Origin of the sequence: Pseudomonas sp. MB-090624 (genome assembly GCF_003205245.1) — a bacterium.
GTDB classification, from domain to species: Bacteria; Pseudomonadota; Gammaproteobacteria; order Pseudomonadales; family Pseudomonadaceae; genus Aquipseudomonas; species Aquipseudomonas juntendi.
The window spans coordinates 1-23,336 of record NZ_QJRK01000047.1; the positions used below are offsets into that span (position 1 = coordinate 1).

General features: G+C 62.8%; 24 protein-coding genes. 18 read left to right on the forward strand and 6 right to left on the reverse strand.

The window, feature by feature from the left end:
* The first annotated feature begins 330 nt into the window (after positions 1-330).
* The 8 genes from oscA (at position 331) to DMX12_RS22815 (ending at position 7,084) form a co-directional block, all read left to right on the forward strand.
* Complete coding sequence (oscA, locus tag DMX12_RS22780) at positions 331-513, forward strand: sulfur starvation response protein OscA (protein WP_110679511.1); 183 nt, start codon at positions 331-333, stop codon at positions 511-513.
* Between the two features lie 47 nt (positions 514-560).
* Positions 561-1,568 carry a sulfate ABC transporter substrate-binding protein gene (locus DMX12_RS22785; RefSeq protein WP_110679512.1) on the forward strand — a complete coding sequence of 336 codons (1,008 nt, stop codon included), beginning with the start codon at positions 561-563 and terminating at the stop codon, positions 1,566-1,568.
* Positions 1,569-1,766: 198 nt separating this feature from the next.
* On the forward strand, positions 1,767-2,585 hold the full coding sequence (gene cysT, locus DMX12_RS22790; protein ID WP_009683704.1) for a sulfate ABC transporter permease subunit CysT: 819 nt from the start codon (positions 1,767-1,769) through the stop codon (positions 2,583-2,585).
* A gap of 11 nt (positions 2,586-2,596) precedes the next feature.
* On the forward strand, positions 2,597-3,469 hold the full coding sequence (gene cysW / locus DMX12_RS22795) for a sulfate ABC transporter permease subunit CysW (RefSeq protein ID WP_110679513.1): 873 nt from the start codon (positions 2,597-2,599) through the stop codon (positions 3,467-3,469).
* 3 nt (positions 3,470-3,472) lie between these two features.
* Positions 3,473-4,462: a sulfate/molybdate ABC transporter ATP-binding protein gene (locus tag DMX12_RS22800; protein ID WP_009683702.1), complete on the forward strand. Its 990-nt coding sequence runs from the start codon at positions 3,473-3,475 to the stop codon at positions 4,460-4,462.
* Between the two features lie 201 nt (positions 4,463-4,663).
* Complete coding sequence (locus DMX12_RS22805) at positions 4,664-5,245, forward strand: alpha/beta hydrolase (protein WP_110679514.1); 582 nt, start codon at positions 4,664-4,666, stop codon at positions 5,243-5,245.
* Between the two features lie 49 nt (positions 5,246-5,294).
* Entirely contained in the window at positions 5,295-6,137 is an 843-nt protein-coding gene (locus tag DMX12_RS22810) for a sigma 54-interacting transcriptional regulator (RefSeq protein ID WP_110679515.1), read from the forward strand.
* A 161-nt stretch (positions 6,138-6,298) separates the two neighbouring features.
* Positions 6,299-7,084, forward strand: a complete 786-nt coding sequence (locus DMX12_RS22815; RefSeq protein ID WP_054905155.1) for a MetQ/NlpA family ABC transporter substrate-binding protein — start codon at positions 6,299-6,301, stop codon at positions 7,082-7,084.
* Between the two features lie 162 nt (positions 7,085-7,246).
* Here the strand turns inward: DMX12_RS22815 and DMX12_RS22820 are convergent, their stop codons facing one another.
* A complete protein-coding gene (locus DMX12_RS22820; protein WP_110679516.1) occupies positions 7,247-9,610 on the reverse strand; it encodes a penicillin acylase family protein in 2,364 nt (787 codons plus the stop codon).
* Positions 9,611-9,695: 85 nt separating this feature from the next.
* Between DMX12_RS22820 and DMX12_RS22825 the strand changes: the two genes are divergently transcribed.
* Positions 9,696-10,262 (forward strand): sugar O-acetyltransferase, encoded by a 567-nt coding sequence (locus DMX12_RS22825; protein WP_110679517.1) that lies wholly within the window; start codon positions 9,696-9,698, stop codon positions 10,260-10,262.
* On the opposite strand, the gene DMX12_RS22830 is transcribed toward DMX12_RS22825, so the two are convergent.
* The gene (locus DMX12_RS22830; protein ID WP_371928284.1) at positions 10,241-10,786 is read right to left on the reverse strand and encodes a DUF6436 domain-containing protein; all 546 of its coding nucleotides are present in this window, start codon (positions 10,784-10,786) and stop codon (positions 10,241-10,243) included. The two genes, DMX12_RS22825 and DMX12_RS22830, sit on opposite strands and share 22 nt — an antisense overlap.
* Positions 10,787-10,934: 148 nt before the next feature.
* Between DMX12_RS22830 and DMX12_RS22835 the strand changes: the two genes are divergently transcribed.
* Entirely contained in the window at positions 10,935-11,861 is a 927-nt protein-coding gene (locus DMX12_RS22835; protein ID WP_110679519.1) for an alpha/beta hydrolase, read from the forward strand.
* Here DMX12_RS22835 and DMX12_RS22840 read toward each other — a convergent pair whose 3' ends face one another.
* A complete protein-coding gene (locus DMX12_RS22840) occupies positions 11,862-12,614 on the reverse strand; it encodes a DUF2059 domain-containing protein (RefSeq protein WP_054913341.1) in 753 nt (250 codons plus the stop codon).
* Positions 12,615-12,727: 113 nt separating this feature from the next.
* On the opposite strand from DMX12_RS22840, the gene DMX12_RS22845 reads away from it, so the two are divergent.
* Both DMX12_RS22845 and DMX12_RS22850 read left to right on the forward strand, forming a co-directional pair.
* Positions 12,728-13,360: a 2OG-Fe(II) oxygenase gene (locus DMX12_RS22845; protein ID WP_054913349.1), complete on the forward strand. Its 633-nt coding sequence runs from the start codon at positions 12,728-12,730 to the stop codon at positions 13,358-13,360.
* A complete protein-coding gene (locus tag DMX12_RS22850) occupies positions 13,347-13,838 on the forward strand; it encodes a DUF523 domain-containing protein (protein WP_009683690.1) in 492 nt (163 codons plus the stop codon). The genes DMX12_RS22845 and DMX12_RS22850 overlap by 14 nt, the downstream gene beginning before the upstream one ends.
* A 72-nt stretch (positions 13,839-13,910) precedes the next feature.
* Here the strand turns inward: DMX12_RS22850 and DMX12_RS22855 are convergent, their stop codons facing one another.
* Positions 13,911-14,399 (reverse strand): transporter substrate-binding domain-containing protein, encoded by a 489-nt coding sequence (locus DMX12_RS22855; RefSeq protein WP_054913340.1) that lies wholly within the window; start codon positions 14,397-14,399, stop codon positions 13,911-13,913.
* Positions 14,400-14,623: 224 nt separating this feature from the next.
* Here DMX12_RS22855 and DMX12_RS22860 point away from each other — a divergent pair, with 224 nt between their 5' ends.
* Positions 14,624-15,100, forward strand: coding sequence for a DUF4399 domain-containing protein (locus DMX12_RS22860; RefSeq protein WP_110679520.1), 477 nt, complete (start codon positions 14,624-14,626; stop codon positions 15,098-15,100).
* 164 nt (positions 15,101-15,264) lie between these two features.
* On the opposite strand, the gene serA is transcribed toward DMX12_RS22860, so the two are convergent.
* The gene (gene serA / locus DMX12_RS22865; protein ID WP_009683687.1) at positions 15,265-16,494 is read right to left on the reverse strand and encodes a phosphoglycerate dehydrogenase; all 1,230 of its coding nucleotides are present in this window, start codon (positions 16,492-16,494) and stop codon (positions 15,265-15,267) included.
* A 171-nt stretch (positions 16,495-16,665) separates the two neighbouring features.
* Here serA and DMX12_RS22870 point away from each other — a divergent pair, with 171 nt between their 5' ends.
* The 4 genes from DMX12_RS22870 (at position 16,666) to DMX12_RS22885 (ending at position 20,878) form a co-directional block, all read left to right on the forward strand.
* Complete coding sequence (locus DMX12_RS22870) at positions 16,666-18,063, forward strand: FAD-binding oxidoreductase (protein WP_110679521.1); 1,398 nt, start codon at positions 16,666-16,668, stop codon at positions 18,061-18,063.
* Positions 18,064-18,088: 25 nt separating this feature from the next.
* Positions 18,089-18,754 carry a fumarylacetoacetate hydrolase family protein gene (locus tag DMX12_RS22875; RefSeq protein ID WP_009683685.1) on the forward strand — a complete coding sequence of 222 codons (666 nt, stop codon included), beginning with the start codon at positions 18,089-18,091 and terminating at the stop codon, positions 18,752-18,754.
* A gap of 210 nt (positions 18,755-18,964) precedes the next feature.
* On the forward strand, positions 18,965-19,885 hold the full coding sequence (locus DMX12_RS22880; protein ID WP_110679522.1) for an SdiA-regulated domain-containing protein: 921 nt from the start codon (positions 18,965-18,967) through the stop codon (positions 19,883-19,885).
* Between the two features lie 90 nt (positions 19,886-19,975).
* Positions 19,976-20,878 carry an SdiA-regulated domain-containing protein gene (locus tag DMX12_RS22885; protein WP_110679523.1) on the forward strand — a complete coding sequence of 301 codons (903 nt, stop codon included), beginning with the start codon at positions 19,976-19,978 and terminating at the stop codon, positions 20,876-20,878.
* 104 nt (positions 20,879-20,982) lie between these two features.
* Here the strand turns inward: DMX12_RS22885 and rpiA are convergent, their stop codons facing one another.
* The gene (gene rpiA / locus DMX12_RS22890; protein ID WP_047150262.1) at positions 20,983-21,657 is read right to left on the reverse strand and encodes a ribose-5-phosphate isomerase RpiA; all 675 of its coding nucleotides are present in this window, start codon (positions 21,655-21,657) and stop codon (positions 20,983-20,985) included.
* Positions 21,658-21,790: 133 nt separating this feature from the next.
* Between rpiA and ilvA the strand changes: the two genes are divergently transcribed.
* Positions 21,791-23,305: a threonine ammonia-lyase, biosynthetic gene (gene ilvA, locus DMX12_RS22895; protein ID WP_009685079.1), complete on the forward strand. Its 1,515-nt coding sequence runs from the start codon at positions 21,791-21,793 to the stop codon at positions 23,303-23,305.
* The last annotated feature ends 31 nt before the right edge of the window (positions 23,306-23,336 follow it).

Below are 23,336 nucleotides of genomic sequence, written 5' to 3' on the forward strand. Positions count from 1 at the left end.
TACTGGCCCGAAACAAACGTAGGAGCGAGCGCAGCTCGCGATTGCGCCGCGCGGGCGGCGCTCGATCTCACAGGCGCTGAAGATGCTCCGGCTACCCTTGCCAGGAACCATAGAATCTCCCACAGGGGCCTCACAAAACTGAGAGGCAGTGACACGCCTGTGGGAGCCGGCTTGCCGGCGATAGGGCCCTCGAACCAGAAAAATAAAACGGTTATATAAAAATTCTTAAATAGTATTTTTAAGAATAAAAGCCCCTCGCTACTATTGCCCTCAAGCCAGGCAATACCCCTTCAAATCCCCGCCCGGCATCTCACGCCAAGGAGAACGAGCATGAGTGCATCGCTGCGTAATATCGATGGTCAGGACGAAGCCAGCCTTTTGCGGGAGATCCAGAACGCCCTGCGCGACCTGCGCTTTGGCGCGGTGGAGATCACGGTGCATAACGCCCAGGTCGTGCAGATCGAGCGCAAGGAGAAGTTCCGCCTGCAACAGCCGGGCAATAAGGCCGGCTGAGCCCACACCCTTTCAAAACTAGAACAAATGCCATCGGGAGCTTCACCATGTCCATCCGCCGTTATGCGCTCGCCGCCCTGGCCAGTGCCGTTTTTGCCGGTTCCGCCATCGCCAAGGATTACGAACTGCTGAACGTGTCATACGACCCCACCCGTGAGCTGTACCAGCAATACAACGCCGAGTTCATCCAGCATTGGCAGCAGGCGCACCCGGGCGACACGGTGAAGATCCAGCAATCCCACGGTGGCTCGGGCAAGCAGGGCCGGGCGGTGATCGACGGTCTGCGCGCTGACGTGGTGACCCTGGCGCTGGCCGGTGATATCGACGAAATCGCCAAGCTGGGCAAGACCTTGCCGGAGAACTGGCAAACCCGCCTGCCGGACGCCAGCACCCCCTATACCTCGACCATCGTGTTCCTGGTGCGCAAGGGCAACCCGAAAGGCATCAAGGACTGGGGCGACCTGATCAAGAACGACGTGTCGGTGATTACCCCCAACCCGAAAACATCTGGCGGCGCACGCTGGAACTTCCTTGCCGCCTGGGCTTACGGCCTGAAGGCCGGCGGCAGTGAAGACAAGGCCAAGGCCTATGTGCAGGAGCTGTTCAAGCACGTACCGGTGCTGGATACCGGCGCGCGCGGTTCTACCATCACCTTCGTCAACAATGGCCAGGGCGATGTGTTGCTGGCCTGGGAAAACGAGGCTTTCCTGGCACTGAAGGAAGACGGCGGTGCCGACAAGTTCGAGATCGTCGTGCCGTCGCTGTCGATTCTCGCCGAGCCGCCGGTGGCGGTGGTGGACAAGAACGCCGAAAGGAAGGGCAATACCGCGATTGCCACCGAATACCTCAAACACCTGTACAGCCCGGCCGGGCAGAAAATTGCCGCCCAGAACTTCTACCGCCCGCGTGATGAAAAGGTCGCGGCCGAGTTTGCCAAGCAGTTCCCGAAACTGGACCTGGTGACCATCGACAAGGACTTTGGTGGCTGGAAGACTGCACAACCAAAATTCTTCAATGATGGCGGTGTGTTCGACCAGATCTATCAGGCACAGTAACCGGCCAGGGAAAACCGGGGCCGCGCCGCGGCCCATCGCCGGCAAGCCAGCTCCCACAGGGATCGCGCAGCCTTCAGGCCTGTGGTAATCCTGTGGGAGCTGGCTTGCCGGCGATGGGCTGCAAGCCAGCCCCAAAGATTCAGAAGCCTGCGCCGGCCCCGGATCGATACTTGGCCATGTGCATTCAAAGGGATACCTATGTCACGTCGCATTTCCCCCGTCATACCCGGCTTCGGGCTGACGCTGGGCTACACCTTGGTGTACCTCAGCCTGATCGTGCTGATACCGCTGGCGGCCATGTTCATCCATGCCTCGCAGCTGACCTTCGAGCAGTTCTGGAACATCATCAGTGCGCCGCGGGTAATCGCCGCGCTCAAACTGAGTTTCGGCACTGCCCTGTTCGCGGCCATCATCAATGGTGTGATTGGCACCCTGCTGGCTTGGGTGCTGGTGCGCTACACCTTCCCGGGGCGCAAGGTCATCGATGCGATGATCGACCTGCCGTTCGCCCTGCCCACGGCCGTTGCCGGTATCGCCCTGACCGCGCTTTACGCCCCCCAGGGCTGGGTCGGTCAGTTCGCCACCGACCTGGGCTTCAAGATCGCCTACACCCCACTGGGCATCACCCTGGCGCTGACGTTCGTCACCCTGCCGTTCGTGGTGCGCACCGTGCAGCCGGTTCTGGCCGACATCCCGCGTGAAGTGGAAGAGGCTGCGGCCTGCCTGGGTGCCAAGCCGCTGCAGGTGTTCCGCCACATCCTGGCGCCGGCCCTGCTGCCCGCCTGGCTGACCGGCTTTGCCCTGGCCTTCGCCCGTGGCGTGGGCGAGTACGGTTCGGTGATTTTCATTGCTGGCAACATGCCAATGAAGACCGAGATCCTGCCGCTGCTGATCATGGTCAAGCTCGACCAGTACGACTACACCGGGGCCACCGCCATTGGCGTGCTGATGCTGGTGGTTTCCTTCATCCTGCTGCTGCTGATCAACCTGCTGCAGCGCCGTATCGAAACCCCTTGAAGGAGGCCGGCATGTCCAGTTCATCCCTGAGTGCAAGCGCGGCCGCCAACGCCGCCCGCCGTAGCAGCGCCACTTCGCGGCGTATCCTGATCGGCCTTGGTTGGCTGGTGTTCGTGCTGTTTTTGCTGCTGCCCCTGGTCATTGTGGTATCGCAGGCGCTGAAGAACGGTTTTGGCACCTTCTTCGAGGCGATCCTCGAACCCGACGCCTTGTCGGCGCTGAAACTGACCCTGCTCGCCGTGGCCATCTCGGTGCCGCTGAACCTGGTGTTCGGGGTAAGCGCCGCCTGGTGCGTGAGCAAGTACACCTTCCGCGGCAAGAGCATCCTGGTCACCCTGATCGACCTGCCGTTCTCGGTGTCGCCGGTGATCGCCGGCCTGGTCTACGTGCTGATGTTCGGCGCGCAGGGCCTGTTCGGGCCGTGGCTGCAAGACCACGATATCCAGATCGTCTTCGCCCTGCCGGGCATCGTTTTGGCGACCATTTTCGTCACCGTGCCGTTCGTGGCCCGTGAGCTGATCCCGCTGATGCAGGAGCAGGGCACGCAAGAGGAGGAGGCCGCGCGGCTGCTCGGCGCCAACGGCTGGCAGATGTTCTGGCACGTGACCCTGCCGAACATCAAGTGGGGGCTGATCTACGGCGTGGTGCTGTGTACTGCGCGGGCCATGGGCGAGTTTGGCGCGGTGTCGGTGGTGTCCGGCCACATTCGTGGCGTGACCAATACCCTGCCGCTGCACGTGGAAATTCTCTACAACGAGTACAACCACGTCGCAGCCTTCAGCGTGGCCAGCCTGTTGCTGATCCTGGCGCTCTTCATCCTGCTGCTCAAGCAGTGGAGCGAGAACCGTATTAACCGCCTGCGCCACGGCGCCGCGGAGGAATGACTCATGTCGATCGAAGTTCGTAACGTCAGCAAGCGCTTCAACAGCTTCCAGGCCCTGGACAACATCACCCTGGACATCAACAGCGGCGAGCTGGTGGCCTTGCTCGGCCCTTCCGGCTGCGGCAAGACCACCTTGCTGCGCATCATCGCCGGCCTGGAAACCCCGGACCAGGGCAACATCGTGTTCCATGGCGAGGACGTGTCGGGCCGCGACGTGCGCGACCGCAACGTGGGGTTCGTGTTCCAGCACTACGCACTGTTCCGCCACATGAGCGTGTTCGACAACGTAGCGTTCGGCCTGCGCATGAAGCCCAAGGGCGAGCGCCCAAGCGAAAGCAGGATCGCCGAGAAAGTGCATGAGCTGCTGAACATGGTGCAACTGGACTGGTTGTCCGACCGCTACCCTGAGCAGTTGTCGGGTGGCCAGCGCCAGCGCATCGCCCTGGCCCGGGCACTGGCAGTGGAGCCCAAGGTGCTGCTGCTGGATGAGCCGTTCGGTGCGCTGGATGCCAAGGTGCGCAAAGAACTGCGCCGCTGGCTGGCGCGGCTGCACGAGGACATCAACCTGACCTCGGTATTCGTCACCCACGACCAGGAAGAAGCCATGGAGGTGGCAGACCGCATCGTGGTGATGAACAAAGGCGTGATCGAGCAGATCGGTTCGCCGGGCGAGGTGTATGAGCAACCGGCCAACGATTTCGTCTACCACTTCCTCGGTGACTCCAACCGCCTGGCGTTGAGCGAAGGGCACCATGTGCTGTTCCGGCCGCACGAGGTGTCTTTGTCGCGCCATGAAACCGAAGGCCACCATGCGGCCGAAGTGCGCGACATTCGGCCGCTGGGCGCGACCACCCGGGTGACCCTGAAGGTGGAAGGGCAGAGCGAGTTGATCGAAGCCGAAGTGGTCAAGGACCACGATAGCCTGACCGGCCTGGCGCGTGGGGAGACGCTGTTCTTCCGGCCGAAGGTTTGGCAGAAGGTGGCGGATATCTGAGTCGCGGTGGCTGATGCAAAGCCCGGGGTTAGTCCCGGGCTTTTTTGTACCTGTGAGATTGCCGCGGCTGCTTTGCAGCCCACCGCAACGCAACGCCACTACTGGTATTTTGGTTATTAATAAATAGCTTCTTATTCCTTTACGAATATAACCCCCTATTTATACTGGCCTCCAAGCACGCAAACTTACTGGAGGCGTCCCATGCGCAATGAGTCGATTCGATACCTGATTGTGCCGGGATGGCAAGGATCGCCAGACAACCACTGGCAAAGCCACTGGCAGCGCACCCTGCCCAACAGCGCGCGGGTCGAGCAGCATGACTGGTTGACCCCGCAACGCCAGGACTGGGTGCAGGCGCTGGAACAGGCGATTGCCGCCGAGCCCTCGCCAGTCATCCTGATCGCCCATAGCCTAGGCTGCATCACCGTCGCCCATTGGGCCGCGCAGGCCAGCCCGGCGTTGCTGCGGCGGGTGAGGGGGGCGTTGCTGGTGGCGCCTGCGGACGTCGAGCGGCCCGCCTGTGCGTCGGCCCTGCGCAACTTTGCGCCGATTCCGCTCGGGGTGTTGCCATTTCCCAGCCAGGTTGTCAGCTCGGACAACGACCCTGCCGTGAGCGTGCCGCGGGCGTTATACCTGGCCCAGGCCTGGGGTGCCGAAGCGGGGTTGCTGAGCAACGCCGGGCACATCAACGTCAAGTCCGGGCATGAACGCTGGGAACAAGGCTTCGCCTACTTGTATCGCTTGCAAAGCCGGGTCGAGCAGCGCGGACGGCGCCGCGCCTGATTGGCCCTTGTACGCCCGGCCACCTCAGGCCTGGGGCGGGAGTTTTTTCATGACTTTTCAAAACCCGTTTGGCCAGCCGCTGCTGACCTTTCCTGAACTGGACAAAAGCCCCTTGAGCATCCGTGCCAAGGCATTGGTGTTCATCGACCCACGCTCGCAGCGGCTGCGCGATGAGCTTGAGCTCCTGGCGCCGCAACCCTTGCCGGTGCTGATTCGTGGCGAGACCGGTACCGGCAAGGAGCTGCTGGCGCGGCAAATCCACCGTACCAGCGACCGTAGCGGGCTGTTCGTGTCGGTCAACTGCGCGGCCATCAGCCCGACCTATGCCGACGCCGAGTTGTTCGGCTATAGCGCTGGCAGCCATGGCGGTACGGCCAGCAGCCGCGCCGGCTGGTTTGGCTCGGCCAACGGCGGCACGCTTTACCTGGACGAAATCGCCGACTTGCCGCTGGCCATCCAGGGCAAGCTGCTGGCAGCGCTGGAGAACCGCGAGGTGATGCGTGTTGGGGCGCAACAACCACAGCCGGTGGATGTAAGGCTGGTAGCCGCCAGCAGTATCGACCTGGCTCGGGTGGTGCGTGCCGGTCGCTTCAACGAGCGGCTCTACCACTACCTGCATGAAGGCGCGCTGGAGCTGCCGCCATTGCGCGAGCGGCCAGGCGATATCCTGCCGTTGGCCGAGTATTTCGTGGGTATCTACAGTGCCCGGCTGCAGCGCCCGGTGCCCCTGGTGAGCGAGGCCGCGCAGCAGGTGCTGGAAGCCCACCCGTGGCCGGGCAATACCCGCGAGCTGGAGAATGTCATTCACTTTGCCTTGCTGGTAAATGATAGCGAAGAGCTGTTGCCCCATGACCTCGACCTGCCAAGACCGCTGGCTAGCCATGGCTCATAAGCAAAACCCGTAGTGACTGTATTTTTTGGAATAACTAGCGAAATAAAAGATATTGTTACGGAATAAAAATTCTAGGTATTGTCCGCCTCACGCCCACTGGTGAAGCGGTTGGGCAGCCGATTCGCCATCGCCGATGGCTCAGATTCAGAATAAGGACCACCATGAAGAAGACCCTGCTGACCACCGCCCTGGCCGCCGCCCTGGCGTTTTCCGGCCTGGCCGCCGCCGCCGAGAAACTGGTGGTTGCCGCTACCCCGGTACCGCACGCCGAAATCCTCGAGCTGATCAAGCCTACCCTGGCCAAAGAAGGGGTGGACCTGCAGATCAAGGTCTTCACCGACTACGTGCAGCCGAACGTGCAGGTGGACCAGAAGCGCCTGGACGCCAACTACTTCCAGACGCTGCCCTACCTGAAGAGCTTCAACGAAGGCAAGGGCACCCACCTGGTAACCGTGGTTGGCGTGCACGTCGAGCCGTTTGGTGGCTATTCGAAGAAGGTCAAGAGCCTGAGCGAGCTGAAAGAGGGCGCCACCGTTGCCATTCCGAACGAAGGGAGCAACAGCGGGCGTGCTCTGATCCTGCTGCAGAAGGCCGGCCTGATCACCCTGAAGGACCCGAAGAACGCCCTGGCCACCCCCAAGGACATTGCCGAGAACCCGAAGAACCTGAAGTTCCGCGAGCTTGAGTCGGCCATGCTGCCACGCGTGCTGGACCAGGTGGACTTGGACATGATCAACACCAACTACGCCCTCGAAGCCGGCTTGAACCCGGCCAAGGATGCGCTGGTGATCGAAGGTGCCGACTCGCCGTACGTGAACTTCCTGGTCGCGCGCCCGGACAACAAGGACAGTGATGCGATGCAGAAACTGGCCAAGGCCCTGACCAGCCCGCAAGTGAAGGAATTCATCGCCAAGAAGTACCAGGGCGCCGTACTGCCGGCGTTCTGATCCGCCAGCAGTCATCGAAAAAACGCCGACCCCCATGTGTCGGCGTTTTTGCTTCCGGCCGCAGCGCCCCTACCAAAGCGCCATCTTGTAGGAGCGGCCTTGTGTCGCGATGGGCTGCAAAGCAGCCCCGGCAATCTCAAAGCGACATTGCAACCAGAGCAATCACTGCGCCGGCACCAGCCGGAGCGTGCTCTGCGCCGGAATCACCCCCATCTGCGCCTTCTGATACCGCCCTTGCACATACCCTTCGGCCTGGTCTGCGTAATGCCGGTCGAAGGGCACGCCACTCTGCCCGACCGGGTTGCTGGTCAGCGCCTGCCCGGCATCGGCAAAGTCGATCAGCCGCCGCGTCGAGGGCCCGTAGGTGACCGGCCATGGCGCCGGGCCGATTTTCGCCGACAGGTTGTTCGGTACCTCATGTGTACCGGGGGCGGCGAATGGCCCAACGTTGAACAGCAGGTTCAGCGGCTTTTTCACCCCCAGGGGGTGGTTGTGGGTCAAGGTATGGGCCTTGCCCCACTGCCAGCGCGACGGGTCGTCGCCCAGGGTGTCGCGCAGGTGCTTCAGGCTGTTGTGCCATGCCGTACGCACCACTTGGGTGCGGTCGGTGTGCTGGTCGCCACCCCGGGTATTCCACCAAGGCGAATCGGCATCCGCCGCCAGCCGTGGCAAGGCGGCGTCGATGGCGCGGGTACTGATCAGTACCGGGAACCAGGTATCGCCCAGTTCATCATGCAGGGCCGAGTAGGCCAGCTCGTAAAGGAACTGGTTGAACAGGGTGGCGCTGGTCGAGTCCAGCGGGTAATCGCCCGCCCAGGCGGCCAGTTGTTCCACCAGTTCCTTTTCTTCATCACCTTCGGCTATGGCGCGCAGGGTCGCCAGCAGCGGGGCCAGCATGCGCGGGCCATAGTCGCTGGTGGTGTCCAGCTGTAGCGCCTGGCTGTTCTGGGTGTCCCACTTCACCTCAGGGTTGGCCAGCTGGCGATCGAGCTGGCGGCCACGATCGGGCAGGTTGTAGTACCCCGGTATCGGTACCGCCGCCGGTGGCTGGTAATTGGCCGAGACGATATAGCCGCGGGCCGGGTTCTCCTGCTGCGGGTTGGCGCTGAAGGGGTAGAAACCGAGCTTGTCGGCCTGGCTGCTGGCGCCGTCGAGGATGAACGCCGGGTCGACGCCGGCTGGGCGTATCGGCAACTTCGCGGCCGCCCACCAGCCGATATCACCGCGGGCGTTGGCCCAGACGAAGTTCAGCCCCGGCGCATGGACCTTGGCTGTGGCTTCGCGCATCTTGCCCAGGGAGTCGGCGCGGTTGAGCTGGTAGAAACCCTCGAGGATCGGGTTTTCGGTTTCGAGAAACGCCCACCACAGGGCTACTGGCGTGGTGCCGGCGATATTGCCCAGTACATCGTTGACGATGGGGCCATGGGGCGAGCGGCGCAGGTTGAGGGTGACTGGCGCTTCACCCTTTACCGCAATCTGCTGCTGGGTGGTTTCCAGTGTGTGCCACCGGCCATCGACCATGACCTGGTTGCTGTCGGCCGGGTTGGTGCGTTCGGCGATCAGGTCGACATCATCGTTCTGGAACATGGTCAGGCTCCAGCCGAAGTCGCGGTTGTGGCCGAGCAGGGCGAACGGGTTGAGCGCCTGGAAGTAGCCGTACAGGTTGAAGCCGGGTGCCGACAGTTCGGCCTCGTACCACACCGCCGGCACTGCAAAACTGATGTGCGGGTCGCCTGCCAGCAACGGCCTGCCACTGCGTGTGCGGCTACCGGCGACGGCCCAGGCATTGCTGCCCTCGAACTGCGGAATGCCGGCATCGCCCAGTGCTTCGTGGCTGAGCCGGGCCAGGCCTTCGAGGCTGCGCCAGTCGGCCGCCGCCAGCGGTTTGCCCAGGGCCCCCTCGGGCTGCCAGCCCAGGTCGAAAATGTTCAGGTAGTCAGGGCCCAACTGGTCGCGGATGTAGGTCAGCGCCGGTTCGGTGCGAAACGCTGCGGCAAAACTGTACGCCAGGTAGCCGGCGATACTCAGGGTGTCTTCGGCGGTGAACGGGCGTGGGGTGATACCGAGCAGGTCGAACTCCACCGGCTTGGGGTGGCTGGCCTGCCAGCGGTTGACCCCGTCGAGGTAGGCTTGCAAAGCCAGGGCGGCAGGCGATTGCGGGTCCTGGCGCCTGGCCATCAGGGCGGCTTGCTCGCGTATGCGCAGGCTGCGGAACAGCGTGTCGGTGGGCAGCAGCTTGTCGCCCAGCACCTCGGCCAGTTCGCCACGTGCCAGGCGGCGCATGATCTCCATTTGAAACAGCCGGTCCTGGGCATGCACATAGCCCAGCGCACGGTACAGGTCCGCCTCGTTCTGCGCTTGCAGGTGCGGCACGCCGCGGCTGTCGTAGCGCACGCTGACCGGCGCCTGCAGGCCGGCCATCGCCACTTCGCCTTCACGCTGTGGCAGCTTGCCCTGTGCATACCAGTAACCAGCGCCAGCGGCCACGGCAACAACCACGGCCAGTAGGGTCAGGCTGCGCTTCATGCAGACTCCTTGAGCAATCTACGAAAAAAAAGGGTCCGACCTTGGGTGGATGCGCGAACGAGCACTGCCCCAGGAAGGAGTTTCCATGGCACTCAGCGAAAAACAGAAGATGCTTACCGGCCAGCTCTACCACGCTGGCTGCCCTGAATTGCAGGCCGAGCAGATCGCCAGCAAGCACTGGATGCACCGCTACAATAACAGCGTGGAACTGCTTAACGACGCCCGTCATGGCTTGCTGCGCGAGCATTTTTGCCATGTGGGCGAGGGCACCGTGATCCGCCCACCCTTCTACTGCGACTATGGCTACAACATCCGCGTCGGCCGCAACACCTTCATCAATTTCAACTGCGTGATGCTCGACGTGGTGCCGGTGTCTATCGGCGATGACTGCCAGGTCGGCCCCAATGTGCAGATCTACGCTGCCGACCACCCGCTGGACCCCGACGTGCGGCGCAGCGGGCTGGAAAGCGGGCGCCCCGTGACCATTGGCAACAATGTGTGGATCGGCGGTGCGGCGATCATTCTGCCGGGTGTGACCATTGGCGATAACGCGGTGGTTGGTGCCGGCAGCGTGGTGACCCGGGATGTGCCAGCCGGTGCCACGGTGGTGGGTAACCCTGCACGGGTGCGTCAGCCTGCCCAAGGGCAATAGCAGCCCACCGCCAGGGTATTGGAGGCACTGACCTGGCGGCCGTCGAGCAGTGCCTTGAGAATAGGCTCGATGAAGCTGTTGCTGGCATTGCAGACAGCGCCTTCGCTGTAGGGGCCGAAATAGGCCAGGCGACCTCGCCGATCCCAGATGGCCACGGCCGGCGTGGCGGGCAGGTGTTCGCTACCGGGCAGGCTGCCCAGCGGTTGCAGCCCGGTGAGGTTGGCCGGCAGCTGGCCATGGCTGCCGGGCTTTTGCAGCACGTGGAAGGCTACGCCCTGTTCGGCGAACTGGCTGACCAGCTCGGCAAGGTGTTGTTGATTGCCGACATTGCAGGGGCAGGCCGGGTCCCAGAAGTGCACCACGCGGATCGGGCCCGGGCCGGCCAGCTCGGCGGGGAGCTGCAACTGGCTGCCGTCGAACAGCGTGGCCTGGTTGTCGAACGGGCGCAGGTAGCGGGCCTGGAAGGTGGTGAAGGCTTGCCACATCAGGGCGGCGCCGAGCAGCAGCCCGCAAGCGGCAGCCATCGGCTTGATGATCTTGATATTCATGAGAAGTCGTGGGCCGCTCCTACAATCGGATCGATGCAGGTTGTTCGAAGTGGACGAGCTTGCCATGACGAGGGCCAGAGCTGAATATCCCAGATCAATACTTGCTTCACTGTGGATGTACCCGATGCCCCCTGACTTTCAGCCCGACCGCCTGCGTGCCAGCCTGGCGCCGTTCACCGCGCGCCATCCGCTGTCGATGCAAGCGCAGGATTACCAGCGTTTCTATGGCCTGAACCTGTCGGCCCACAGCTGGCTGGGCGGTTTCCAGGCCGCGGGGTTCGAGTTGGTCGGGCAGGCTTGGCTACCCGAGCAGCCAAGCGCGACGCTGTTCCTGCTGCATGGCTATTACGACCACATGGGCCTCTATCGGCATGTGATCGAGTGGGCGCTCGGGCAAGGTTTCGCGGTCATCAGCTGCGACCTGCCCGGCCATGGGCTGTCCAGCGGCGAGCGGGCGAGCATCAGCGACTTCGCGGTGTACCAGCAGGTGCTGCAGGCGCTGTTCGAACAGGCGCGTGCGTTGCAGCTGCCGCGGCCATGGCATTTGTGCGGGCAGAGCACGGGTGGGGCGATCGCGGTGGACCATTTGCTGCACCAAGGTGCCCATAGCCCTGTGGATGGCCAGGTCATTCTGCTGGCGCCGCTGGTGCGGCCATGTGCCTGGCGTTGGTCCAAGTTCAGCTATCGGGTGCTGCGCCATTTCGTCAATGGTATCGAGCGGCGCTTCAGTGAGAACACCAACGACCCTGCCTTCCTGCCGTTTCTCCAGGCCGACCCCCTGCAACCGCGCCGGCTGCCCACCGCCTGGGTGGGTGCCCTGATCGCCTGGGTCAAACGCATCGAGGCTGCGCCCAAAAGTACGCGGCGGCCATTGATCGTACAGGGAGAGGCCGACGGCACCGTGGATTGGCCATACAACCTGGAGGTGCTGAAGACCAAGTTCGCTGAGCCGCAGATCCTGATGCTGCCCGACGCGCGTCACCACCTGGCCAACGAGCTGCCAGGCATTCGCCAGCGCTACTTCGACTTCATCGACCAGCGCCTGGGCTGATCACTTCAGGTCATTGCTGCTCTGGCCCACCGCCAGGCCGGCACGCACCGCGGCCAGTGCCGCCTGGTAGTAGGCCTTGCCGTCGGGCGACTCGGCAAAGGTGGCGAACTCTTCCAGCTCGGCGTCGGACAGGTCGCGGTACACGTACAGCAACGTATTGTTGAGGTCTTCGCCAATTTGCCCCATGAGCCGCTGGCGCTGACCGTCGAGCAGGCCTTGCGCCTGGCCGCCGCCGAACAGGCCGGGGATCATCGAGCTGAGGCTGTCGGCCGCCACGCCGGCGATGGCCAGGCTGACTTCGGCGCCGGCTTCGCGTGCTGGCAAGGCCTGAGCCAGGTGGCCAATGATCAGCAGGCGGTCATCGCTGGCCTGCATTTTCGGCAAGCCCTTGGCGTTTCTGGCCAGTTCATCCTTGCGCGTGGCCTTGAGCTCGGCGGCTACCACCTTGCGCCCCAGCGGCGACTGGAAGAACGCCAGGGCCGGTGCCGGGTTGGCCAGGCTGGCGCGCAGCTTTGCCTGGGCACGACGGTCTACCGCCTGGGCCTGGAAGCGCTGGTTGCTGTTGTCGACCAGTGCCTGGTACACGGCGGGCGGTAAACTGTTGCGGTAGCGCGCCTGGGCGGCGGTGAGGGCATCGTTGAAGTGGGCGCGCTGGTCGGGCCAGCCGGCAGCCTTGTACAGTTGATCCAGGTTATCTGCCCAGACAGGCGTGGTGCAGATCATCAGCAGAATCAGGGAAAACAGACGGCGCATTCAGGACTCCTGTCGGCAGGCGACCATTGTCCTTGGCCCGGCGCCGGTTTGTCGAGATATGTGCGTGTTTCTCGGCCAAGTGGCGCTGTGCGCCGCCAGGGCGAATGGATATGATGCGCGCCATGCATACTTCCCCCGAAAACCCGATGCTCGCGGCCGTCGTTGACGATCTGGCCACCCATGGCTGGTCCCAACAGGCGCTGTTTCTGCCTGTCGACCTGGCGCGCGCGTTGGCGGTCGAGTGCCGGCGCCGTTATGCCGAAGGCGAACTCAACCCGGCCGGGGTGGGGCGCGGTGATGCCCAGGAAGTACGCGAAACCATTCGCGGCGACCAGATCCAGTGGATCGACCCTGGCCAGGCCGAGGCTTGTGACCAGTACCTGGCGGCCATGGACCAGTTACGGTTGGCCATCAACCAGGGCCTGTTTCTCGGCCTGCAGGATTTCGAGTGCCATTTTGCCCTGTACCCACCCGGGGCATTTTATCGCCGGCATCTGGACCGCTTTCGTGACGACGATCGGCGCATGGTCTCGGCGGTGTTTTACCTGAACGAAGACTGGCAGCCGCAGGATGGTGGGCAGCTGCGCATGTTCCTGGCTGACGGTGCCGAGCCCCTGGTCGAGCCGCTGGCAGGTTGCCTGGTGGTGTTCCTGTCGGGTGAGGTGCCTCACGAAGTGCTGCCCGCCGGGCGTGAGCGCTTGTCGTTGACGGGCTGGTTCCGGCGGCGTGGCAATGACCCGTTCTGATTTGCCCAGGGTGCTGGTCAGCGCTTGCCTGCTGGGGCAACCGGTGCGCTATGACGGTCGCACCAGCGGCCACCCGCACTTGTTGCAGCAGTGGCAGGCCGAAGGCCGCGTGGTGCCGTTGTGCCCGGAAGTCGCCGGCGGGTTGCCGACCCCTCGGCCACCCGCGGAGATACCAGGCGGGCAAGGTGGGCAGGTGCTCGACGGCAGCACACAGGTGATCACTGTCATGGGCGAAGATGTCAGTGCGCAGTTCCTGGCCGGCGCGCAGTTGGCGCTCGTACTGGTGCGGCGGCATGGCATTGGTGTGGCGGTATTGAAGTCGGGCAGCCCTTCATGTGGCAACCGCTTGACCTATGACGGCACGTTCAGTGGCGTGAAGGTGGCCGGGGAAGGGGTCACAGCGGCGCTGCTGCGGCGGGCGGGGGTGCAGGTGTTCAGTGAGCTGGAGCTGGACCAGGCGCAGCGGGCCTTGGGGTAGCCCTGCGCCGGCTGTGGAGTGAGTGTGGGAGCCGGCTTGCCGGCGATGAGGGCGGCACAGACCGCACAAACCTCATTGCCCGGCCGCAGTCTCCTGCACACCCTTGAACCACTTCTGTTCCAGCTCGGCCGTGCGGCCACTGTCCTTCAACCGCTGCAGCGCATTGTTCAAAGCACTTTCAAACGCCGGGTTGTCCTTCTGGAACGGGATCACCAGTTTCTTCTCGCCAAACGGCAGGCTCGCGTCAAGCGGGCCGTCACTCTTGAGTGCTTCGCTCGCTGGGGTCAGCGCGACATCATACTTGCCGCTTTCCACACCTGGCAGTACCTCGTCCGCAGGCGCCTCGACAAATTCGGCACGCAGGTCGAGTTCGCGGGCCAGGTCCTGGCCAAACTCCACATCGAAACCGCTCAGCCGCTCGTCTTGCTTGAACGCATAAGGCGGGTTGTCGGCTTGTACGGCAATGCGCAGTTCGCCCCGGTCGGCGATTTCGTCGATCAGCTCCGCCTGAGCCAATGGACTGATCAGTACTGCTAGCAGTACCCCTATGGTCGAACGCATTGAAGGCCCCTTTTGCTTTTACAGGTGAATAACTTTCGTCACGGCTTTATTCCTCGCCATGATCGAACGCAGCCTAAGACCTTGGCGCCTCGGCATTGTTTAACCCTGACTTAAATTTTTCTGTCAGGCAACGTGAACACCTTGGCGCATATTTCAACTAAGGTGAACTACCGCCGCTGTTGGATGACAAGCTGCGGTCACTGAGTGAATCACAGGAGAAGTGAATGAACAGCCTATTTTCGCGTGCTGCCGTTGCCGGTTTGCTGATGGGAGCGTCGGTGTTGGCCAGTGCCGCAGACGCCCTGAAGAGCCAGGAGCCGCCCAAGGATGCCAAGGTCTTCATCGTTTCCCCCGCCGATGGTGCCACCGTCGACAAGACCTTTACCGTCAAGTTCGGCATTGAAGGCATGGGCCTGAAGCCTGCTGGTGACCAGACCCCGCACACCGGCCACCACCACTTGCTGGTGGATGTGGAGAAAGAGCCCGTCGCCGACATGCCGCTGCCGACCAGCCTGATGCCAGAGGCCGGTACCGCACTGCCAGCCGGGCCGCAGGTGCTGCATTTCGGCAAGGCACAGACCGAAACCAGCATTACCCTGACCCCGGGCAAACACACCCTGCAACTGGTGCTGGGTGACCAGTATCACGTGCCGTTCAAGCCGAGCGTCGAGTCGCAGAAGATTACTGTCGACGTGAAATAGGTGTTGGGCTTTTCGCGGGCTCGCCCGCTCCCACAGGGGGGGCGCAAGCTTCGGGTTTGCGGTGTCCTGTGGGAGCGGGCAAGCCCGCGAAGCAGGCGACGCCGCTTCCACCGGCAAAAAAAGGGAGGCCACCAGGGCCTCCCTTTTTCATGCAGCAAGCAAACTCAGAACAGTACGCGGGAACGGATGGTGCCTTTGACCTGTTGCAGTTTTTCTTGCGCCAGGTCGGAGTACTCGGCGTCTACGTCGATTACCACGTAACCGACTTTCTCGTTGGTCTGCAGGAACTGACCGGAGATGTTGATACCGTTCTCGGCGAATACCTTGTTGATCTCGCTGAGTACGCCCGGGATGTTTTCGTGAATGTGCAGCAGGCGGTGCTTGCCTGGGTGCGCTGGCAGTGCCACCTCAGGGAAGTTGACCGAAGACACCGAAGTACCGTTATCGCTGTACTTGACCAGCTTCTCGGCCACTTCCAGGCCGATGTTGGCCTGGGCTTCGGCAGTGGAACCACCGATGTGCGGGGTGAGGATCACGTTGTCCAGGCCGCGCAGCGGGCTCTCGAACTCTTCGTCGTTGGAGCGTGGCTCGACCGGGAACACGTCGATGGCAGCGCCGATCAGGTGCTTGTCCTTGATGGCGGCGGCCAGGTGGTCCAGCTCGACCACGGTGCCACGGGCGGCGTTGATCAGGATCGCGCCCTTCTTCATCGAGCGGATTTCCTTCTCACCGATCATCCACTGGGTGGAGGGCAGCTCAGGCACGTGCAGCGAGACGATGTCGGCCAGGCCCAGCAGTTCGTGCAGGCTGGTGACCTGTACGGCGTTGCCCAGTGGCAGCTTGGTCAGCGGGTCGTAGAAGTAGACCTGCATGCCCAGGTTTTCGGCCAGGACCGACAGCTGGGTACCGATCGAGCCGTAGCCGACGATGCCGAGTTTCTTGCCGCGAATCTCGAACGAGTTGGCTGCGCTCTTGATCCAGCCGCCACGGTGGCAGGAGGCGTTTTTCTCTGGGATGCCACGCAGCAGCAGGATCGCTTCGGCCAATACCAGCTCGGCGACCGAGCGGGTGTTGGAGTAGGGCGCGTTGAACACGGCGATACCGCGCTCGCGGGCAGCTTCCAGGTCTACCTGGTTGGTGCCGATGCAGAAGCAGCCAACGGCGACCAGTTTCTTGGCGCAGTCGAAGATCTCTTCGGTGAGCTGGGTGCGCGAACGGATGCCAATGAAGTGGGCATCGGCGATCTTTTCCTTCAGCTCGGCTTCCGGCAACGAACCAGTGAGGTATTCGATGTTGGTGTAGCCGGCGGCCTTGAGGGTATCGACCGCGTTCTGGTGCACACCTTCAAGAAGAAGGAACCGGATCTTGCTCTTGTCGAGAGAAGTCTTGCTCATCTGCGTAAACCTGTATCCCGGAGAAAAAATGGCGAGGGGTGATGCCAGGCGCGAGGGCGGCCTTAGCATGAACAGCGGGAGCGCTATGCTAGCATACGCGACACAATCTGAGCTTATCCCGACAGGTGAAGAGTGCTCAGGGTGACTATGAATAAGTCGAGAGTTCCAGCGATGACCCACCCCGCTGCAATTGAAGAACTGATGACCCTTGTCGACCCTGGCAAGGTCCTGACCGACCCGGTATCCCTCGACGCCTATGGCAAGGACTGGACCAAGCACTATGCACCGGCGCCCAGCGCCATCGTGCTGCCCAAGACCATCGAGCAGGTGCAGGCCATTGTCCGTTGGGCCAATGCGCACAGGGTGGCGCTGGTGCCGTCGGGTGGGCGCACCGGGCTCTCCGCGGGGGCCGTGGCGGCCAATGGCGAAGTCGTGGTGGCCTTCGACAACATGAACCGGATTCTCGACTTCAATGCCTTCGACCGCACGGTGGTGTGCCAGCCCGGGGTGGTCACTCGCCAGTTGCAAAGCTACGCCGAAGCGCAGGGCCTGTATTACCCGGTAGACTTCGCTTCCAGCGGTTCCAGCCAGATAGGCGGCAACATCGGTACCAATGCCGGCGGCATCAAGGTAATCCGCTACGGCATGACCCGCAATTGGGTGGCCGGGCTGAAGGTGGTGACGGGCAAGGGCGAGTTGCTGCAGCTGAACAAGGACCTGATCAAGAACGCCACCGGCTATGACCTGCGCCAGCTGTTCATTGGCGCCGAAGGCACGCTGGGTTTCGTGGTGGAAGCCACCATGCGCCTGGACCGCGCCCCGCGCAACCTCACCGCCATGGTGCTGGGCACGCCGGACTTCGACTCGATCATGCCGGTGCTGCACGCCTTCCAGGGCGGGCTCGACCTCACGGCCTTCGAATTTTTCTCGGACAAGGGCCTGGCCAGGATCCTTGCGCGTGGTGATGTGCCGGCGCCATTCGCCACCGACTGCCCCTTTTATGCGCTGCTGGAGTTCGAGGCCAGCACCGAGGCAGTCGCCAACCAGGCACTGGCCACCTTCGAGCATTGCGTCGAGCAGGGCTGGGTACTGGACGGGGTGATGAGCCAGAGCGAAACCCAGCTGAAAAACCTGTGGAAGCTGCGTGAGTACCTGTCGGAAACCATCTCGCACTGGACCCCGTACAAGAACGATATTTCAGTCACGGTCTCGAAAGTGCCGGCGTTTCTGCGCGATATCGATGCCATCGTGGCCGAGCATTACCCGGATTACGAAGTGGTGTGGTACGGCCATATCGGCGATGGCAACCTGCACCTGAACATCCTCAAGCCCGAGCACATGGACAAAGACGCGTTCTTTGCCTCGTGCGCCAAGGTCAACAAGTGGGTGTTCGAGATCGTCGAACGCTACAACGGCTCGATCTCTGCCGAGCACGGCGTAGGCATGACCAAGCGCGACTACCTGGGCTACAGCCGTTCGGCCGAAGAAATTGCCTGCATGAAGGCGATAAAGGCCGTGTTCGACCCTAACGGCATCATGAATCCGGGTAAGATCTTCGCTCCTGAATAAAAAGCAGCATGCAAAGGAGTCGGCCATGAGTTACCAGCACCAGTACGTAGACGGCACGCGCATCCACTTCCCGTTGGGCAAGGTGGTGTGCATTGGCCGTAACTATGCCGAACACGCCAAGGAACTGGACAACCCGATCCCCAGCGAACCGCTGCTGTTCATCAAGCCCGGCAGTTGCGTGGTCGCCGCGCAAGGCGGCTTCAAGATCCCGACCGAGCGCGGTTCGGTGCATTACGAGGCAGAAATCGCCGTGTTGCTGGGCAAGTCACTGTCCACGCACCCCAGCGAGGAAGAGGTGCTGGACGCCATATCCGGCTACGCCCCGGCCCTGGACCTGACCCTGCGCGACGTGCAGGCCAAACTGAAGGAAAAAGGCCTGCCATGGGAGCTGGCCAAGAGCTTCGACGGTGCCTGCGTACTGCCGCCGTTCGTCTCGGCTGCCAGCTTCCCGGACGTCACTGACATCCCGGTACGGCTGACGGTGAACGGCGAAGTACGCCAGGACGGCAACAGCGCAATGATGCTCAACCCGATCGTGCCGATGATTCAGCACATGGCCGCGCATTTTTCGCTGCTGGCGGGGGATGTGATCCTCACCGGCACCCCGGCGGGCGTGGGGCCGTTCAATGTCGGTGACGAGCTGGTGCTGGAGCTGCCGGGTGTCAGCCGCTTCGAAAGCCGGGTGCTCTGAGCCCTGTGGGAGCGGCCTTGCGTCGCGAAAGGGCCGCAGAGCGGCTCCGGCAATAGGTGCTTGACGCATGAGTCCCGGGGGCGCTTCGCACCCCTTTCGCGACACAAGGCCGCTCCCACAAAGAATTCGCGTCCAGGCAGGATTTGGCGTTTTTTTCACACCCAATGCGGATAATGCCCGCATCTACGCCCACTGCTTCAGGACCGCTGCATGCCATCACCCACCAACGCCCCGGCAACCCCCAAGCGTCGTTTCTACCTGCGCTGGCCCTTTGGCCTGGCGGTGACGGCGGTGATTGGCTACGGCGTGGCCATGGCGATGCACTGGGATGACCGTGGTGCGCTGTGGCTGAAGGAAGGCTTCGAAAGCCGCGCCGAGCGCAGCGAAAGCGTATGGCTGCCGGATTACCAGGTAGACATCGATGCCAAGCCCCTGCCGGGCATGGACGATGACGAAGCGTCGGACGTGGCGTTCAACCCGCAGACCCGGACGCTGTTCGCGGTCATGGGCAAGAACCCGTTCCTGGTCGAACTGAGCCTGGACGGCGATGTGCTGCGCAAGATCCCGCTCAACGGCTGGAACAACCCGGAAGGCGTTGCCGTGCTGGAAGACGGTTACCTGGCCATCACCGACGAGCGCCTGCATGACCTGACCCTGGTCAAGGTGGACGGGCACACGGCGGTGCTCAACCACGCCGACTTCAAAAGCTATGACCTGGGGCAGTCGGTGAAAAGCAACAAAGGCTTCGAGGCCGTCGCCTGGGACCCGCTGCACCAGCGCCTGGTCATCGGCGAGGAGCGCCCGCCCAAGCTGTACACCTGGAACACCGATGGCCGCAGCCAGCTCAAGGGCGACAAGCAGCCGCTGCCAAGCGATCAGCTCGACTTGCGCAACCTCTCGGCGCTGGGTGTCGACCCGCGTACAGGCCACCTGTTGGTATTGTCGGCTGACTCCAACATGCTGCTGGAGCTGGACCAGCAGGGGCAGCAGGTCAGCTTCATGACTTTGCTCGGCGGGTTCAACGGCCTGCAAGGTACCATCCCGCGGGCCGAGGGGGTGGCGATGGACGACCAGGGCAACCTGTACATGGTCAGTGAGCCGGCATTGTTCTATCGCTTCAGAAAACCCTGAGCCAACAATCCGCTTTTTCGGATGCTGGCATTAAGCTTTATTTCAGTCATTCATGGTTAGATTCGCCATCCTTGTGCCGAGTCTGCCTGTATGCGTGGTTTTGTTCGTCTATCCCTGGTAATAGCCGTCGTCTGCCTGTGCCTGCTCGGCTGGGCCGGGCATGAGTTCCGCCTTTACGAGCGCGCCTGGTTCAACCTCAAGACCTGGTGGCAGCCCGCCGAGCAGAGCATGGGGCTGGAGCGCTACCGGGTGGTGCTGGAAGCGCAGCCTATCGAAGGGTTGAACGACGATATATCGGCGCTGACCTACGACCCTGACCGCAAGACCCTGTTTACCGTCACCAACGCCCGTTCGGAGTTGATCGAGCTGTCGCTGGACGGGCGCATCCTGCGCCGCGTGCCGCTGACGGGGTTCGGCGACCCGGAGGCCGTGGAGTATGTCGGGCCAAACAGCTATGTGATTTCCGACGAGCGTCAGCAACGGCTGATCCGGGTGCGCCTGGACGACGACACGTTGTTCCTCGATGCCGGCGATGCCGAGCAGCTCAGCCTGGGCATTGGCCTGAACGGCAACAAAGGCTTCGAAGGCCTGGCCTACGACTCAGCGGGCAAGCGCCTGTTCGTGGCCAAGGAACGCGACCCGATGCTGATCTACGAGGTCCATGGCTTCCCGCACGACAACCCGGAAAAGCCCTATGCCGTGCATGTAGTACAGGACCGCAAGCGCGATTCACGGTTGTTCGTGCGGGACTTGTCGAGCTTGCAGTTCGATGAGCGCAGTGGGCACCTGCTGGCATTGTCCGACGAGTCGCGGCTGTTGCTGGAGCTGGATATCGAGGGCAGGCCGCTGAGTACCCTGTCGCTGCGCAAGGGCTACCAGGGCTTGCAGGCGACCGTACCGCAGGCGGAGGGGATTGCGATGGACGAGGCGGGAACCCTTTATCTGGTCAGTGAGCCGAACCTGTTCTATGTGTTCAAGCAGCCGGCTGACTGATCGTCTGTCAGGGCCCTTCGCGGGTAAACCCGCTCTTACAGATAGCTCGCCAGGCTCCAGGCCAGTGGTGATCGCTGTAGGAGCGGGTTTACCCGCGAAGCGGTTTAATTGGCCGTCAGGGTCTTCACACCTTCAGCAGTACCCAGCAACAGCAGGTCCGCCGGCCGCGCCGCGAACAGGCCGTTGGTCACCACGCCAACAATGGCGTTGATCTGTGCTTCCAGCTCCACCGGGTTGGTGATCTGCAGGTTGTACACATCGAGGATCACGTTGCCGTTGTCGGTCACCACACCCTCGCGGTACACCGGGTCGCCGCCCAGCTTGACCAGTTGGCGGGCCACGTGGCTACGGGCCATCGGGATCACCTCCACCGGCAGTGGGAAGGCGCCCAGCACCGGCACCAGCTTGCTGGCATCGGCGATGCAGATGAAGGTCTTGGCTACTGCTGCAACGATCTTCTCACGGGTCAGGGCTGCGCCGCCGCCCTTGATCAGGTTCAGGTGCGCGTCGCTTTCATCGGCGCCGTCCACGTAGAACTCCAGCTCGCTGACGCTGTTCAGTTCGTACACCGCAATACCATGCCCCTTCAGGCGCTGGGCCGTGGCCTCGGAGCTGGCGACGGCACCGTCGAAGGCGGTCTTGTGCTGAGCCAGGGCATCGATGAAGAAGTTGGCGGTCGAACCGGTACCGACGCCGACGACGCTCTTTTCATCCAGCTTGGGCAGAATGAAGTCGACAGCGGCCTGGGCGACGGCCTGTTTGAGTTGGTCCTGGGTCATGCGGGCTCCGGAAGGGGCAGGGCGGTTTCAAAGTTGCCTAGTATAACGGCTCGCACGGCTTTGCTGTGGTCGCCCGACGTAGCGCTGGGGTAGACTTCCAGCCCTTGTCCCGCGGCCCAGTGATGCTTTCCCGATGCTCGAACAGTACGTCAAGAAGATCCTCACCTCGCGCGTCTATGACGTTGCCGTCGAAACCCCGTTGCAGAGCGCCGGGCAACTGAGCAAGCGCCTGGGCAACCAGATTCTGCTCAAGCGCGAAGACCTGCAGCCGGTGTTCTCGTTCAAGATCCGCGGGGCGTACAACAAGCTGGCCCAGCTGACCCCGGAAGAACTGGCCCGCGGCGTGGTCACTGCCTCGGCCGGCAACCACGCCCAGGGCCTGGCCCTGGCCGCGCGCGAAATGGGCATCAAGGCCACCATCGTGATGCCCAAGACCACCCCGGAGATCAAGGTCGAAGGCGTGCGCTCGCGTGGCGGCAAGGTGGTACTGCATGGCGACTCGTTCCCCGAGGCGCTGGCCTATTCGCTGAAGCTGGTCGATGAAAAGGGCCTGGTCTATGTCCACCCTTACGATGACCCGCACACCATCGCCGGGCAGGGCACCGTGGCCATGGAAATCCTGCGCCAGCACCCTGGCCAGCTGGACGCGATCTTCGTGCCGGTGGGCGGCGGTGGCCTGATCGCCGGTATTGCCGCCTACGTGAAGTACCTGCGTCCGGAAATCAAGGTCATTGGTGTAGAACCGGATGACTCCAACTGCCTGCAGGCGGCCATGGCCGCGGGTGAGCGCGTGGTGCTGCCGCAGGTCGGGCTGTTCGCCGACGGCGTGGCGGTGGCGCAGATCGGCCAGCACACCTTCGATATCTGCCGCCACCATGTGGATGAAGTGGTCACGGTCAGCACCGATGAAATCTGTGCCGCAATCAAGGATATCTACGACGATACCCGCTCGATCACCGAGCCTGCCGGCGCGTTGGGTGTGGCGGGCATCAAGCGTTATGTCGAACTGTACGGCGTGACTGGCCAGACCCTGGTGGCAATCGACTCTGGCGCCAATGTCAATTTCGACCGCTTGCGCCATGTGGCCGAGCGTGCCGAACTGGGTGAAAAGCGCGAGGCGATCATCGCCGTTACCATTCCTGAACGCCCGGGCAGCTTCAAGGCGTTCTGCCAGGCGATTGGCAAACGCCAGATCACCGAGTTCAACTACCGCAAGCACACCTCGGACGAGGCGCATATCTTCGTGGGCGTGCAGACCCACCCGGAAAACGACCCGCGCGCAGCCTTGGTGCAGCATTTGAGCGAGCAGGGTTTCCCGGTAACGGACCTGACCGACAACGAGCTGGCCAAGTTGCACATTCGTCATATGGTCGGCGGCCACTCGGCTGGCGCCAGCGATGAAATGGTGCTGCGCTTCGAGTTCCCGGAACGGCCGGGGGCGCTGTTCAATTTCCTCGACAAGCTGGGTGGGCGGTGGAATATCTCGATGTTCCACTACCGTAACCACGGCGCGGCAGACGGGCGTGTGGTGGCGGGCCTGCAGGTGCCGGAAGACGAGCGCCACCTGGTGCCAGCGGCTCTGGCCAAGATTGGTTACCCCTACTGGGACGAAACCGAGAACCCGGCTTACAAGCTGTTCCTGGGCTGAGCAGCTAAGCTGGGCCTAAGGCCTGCTCAAG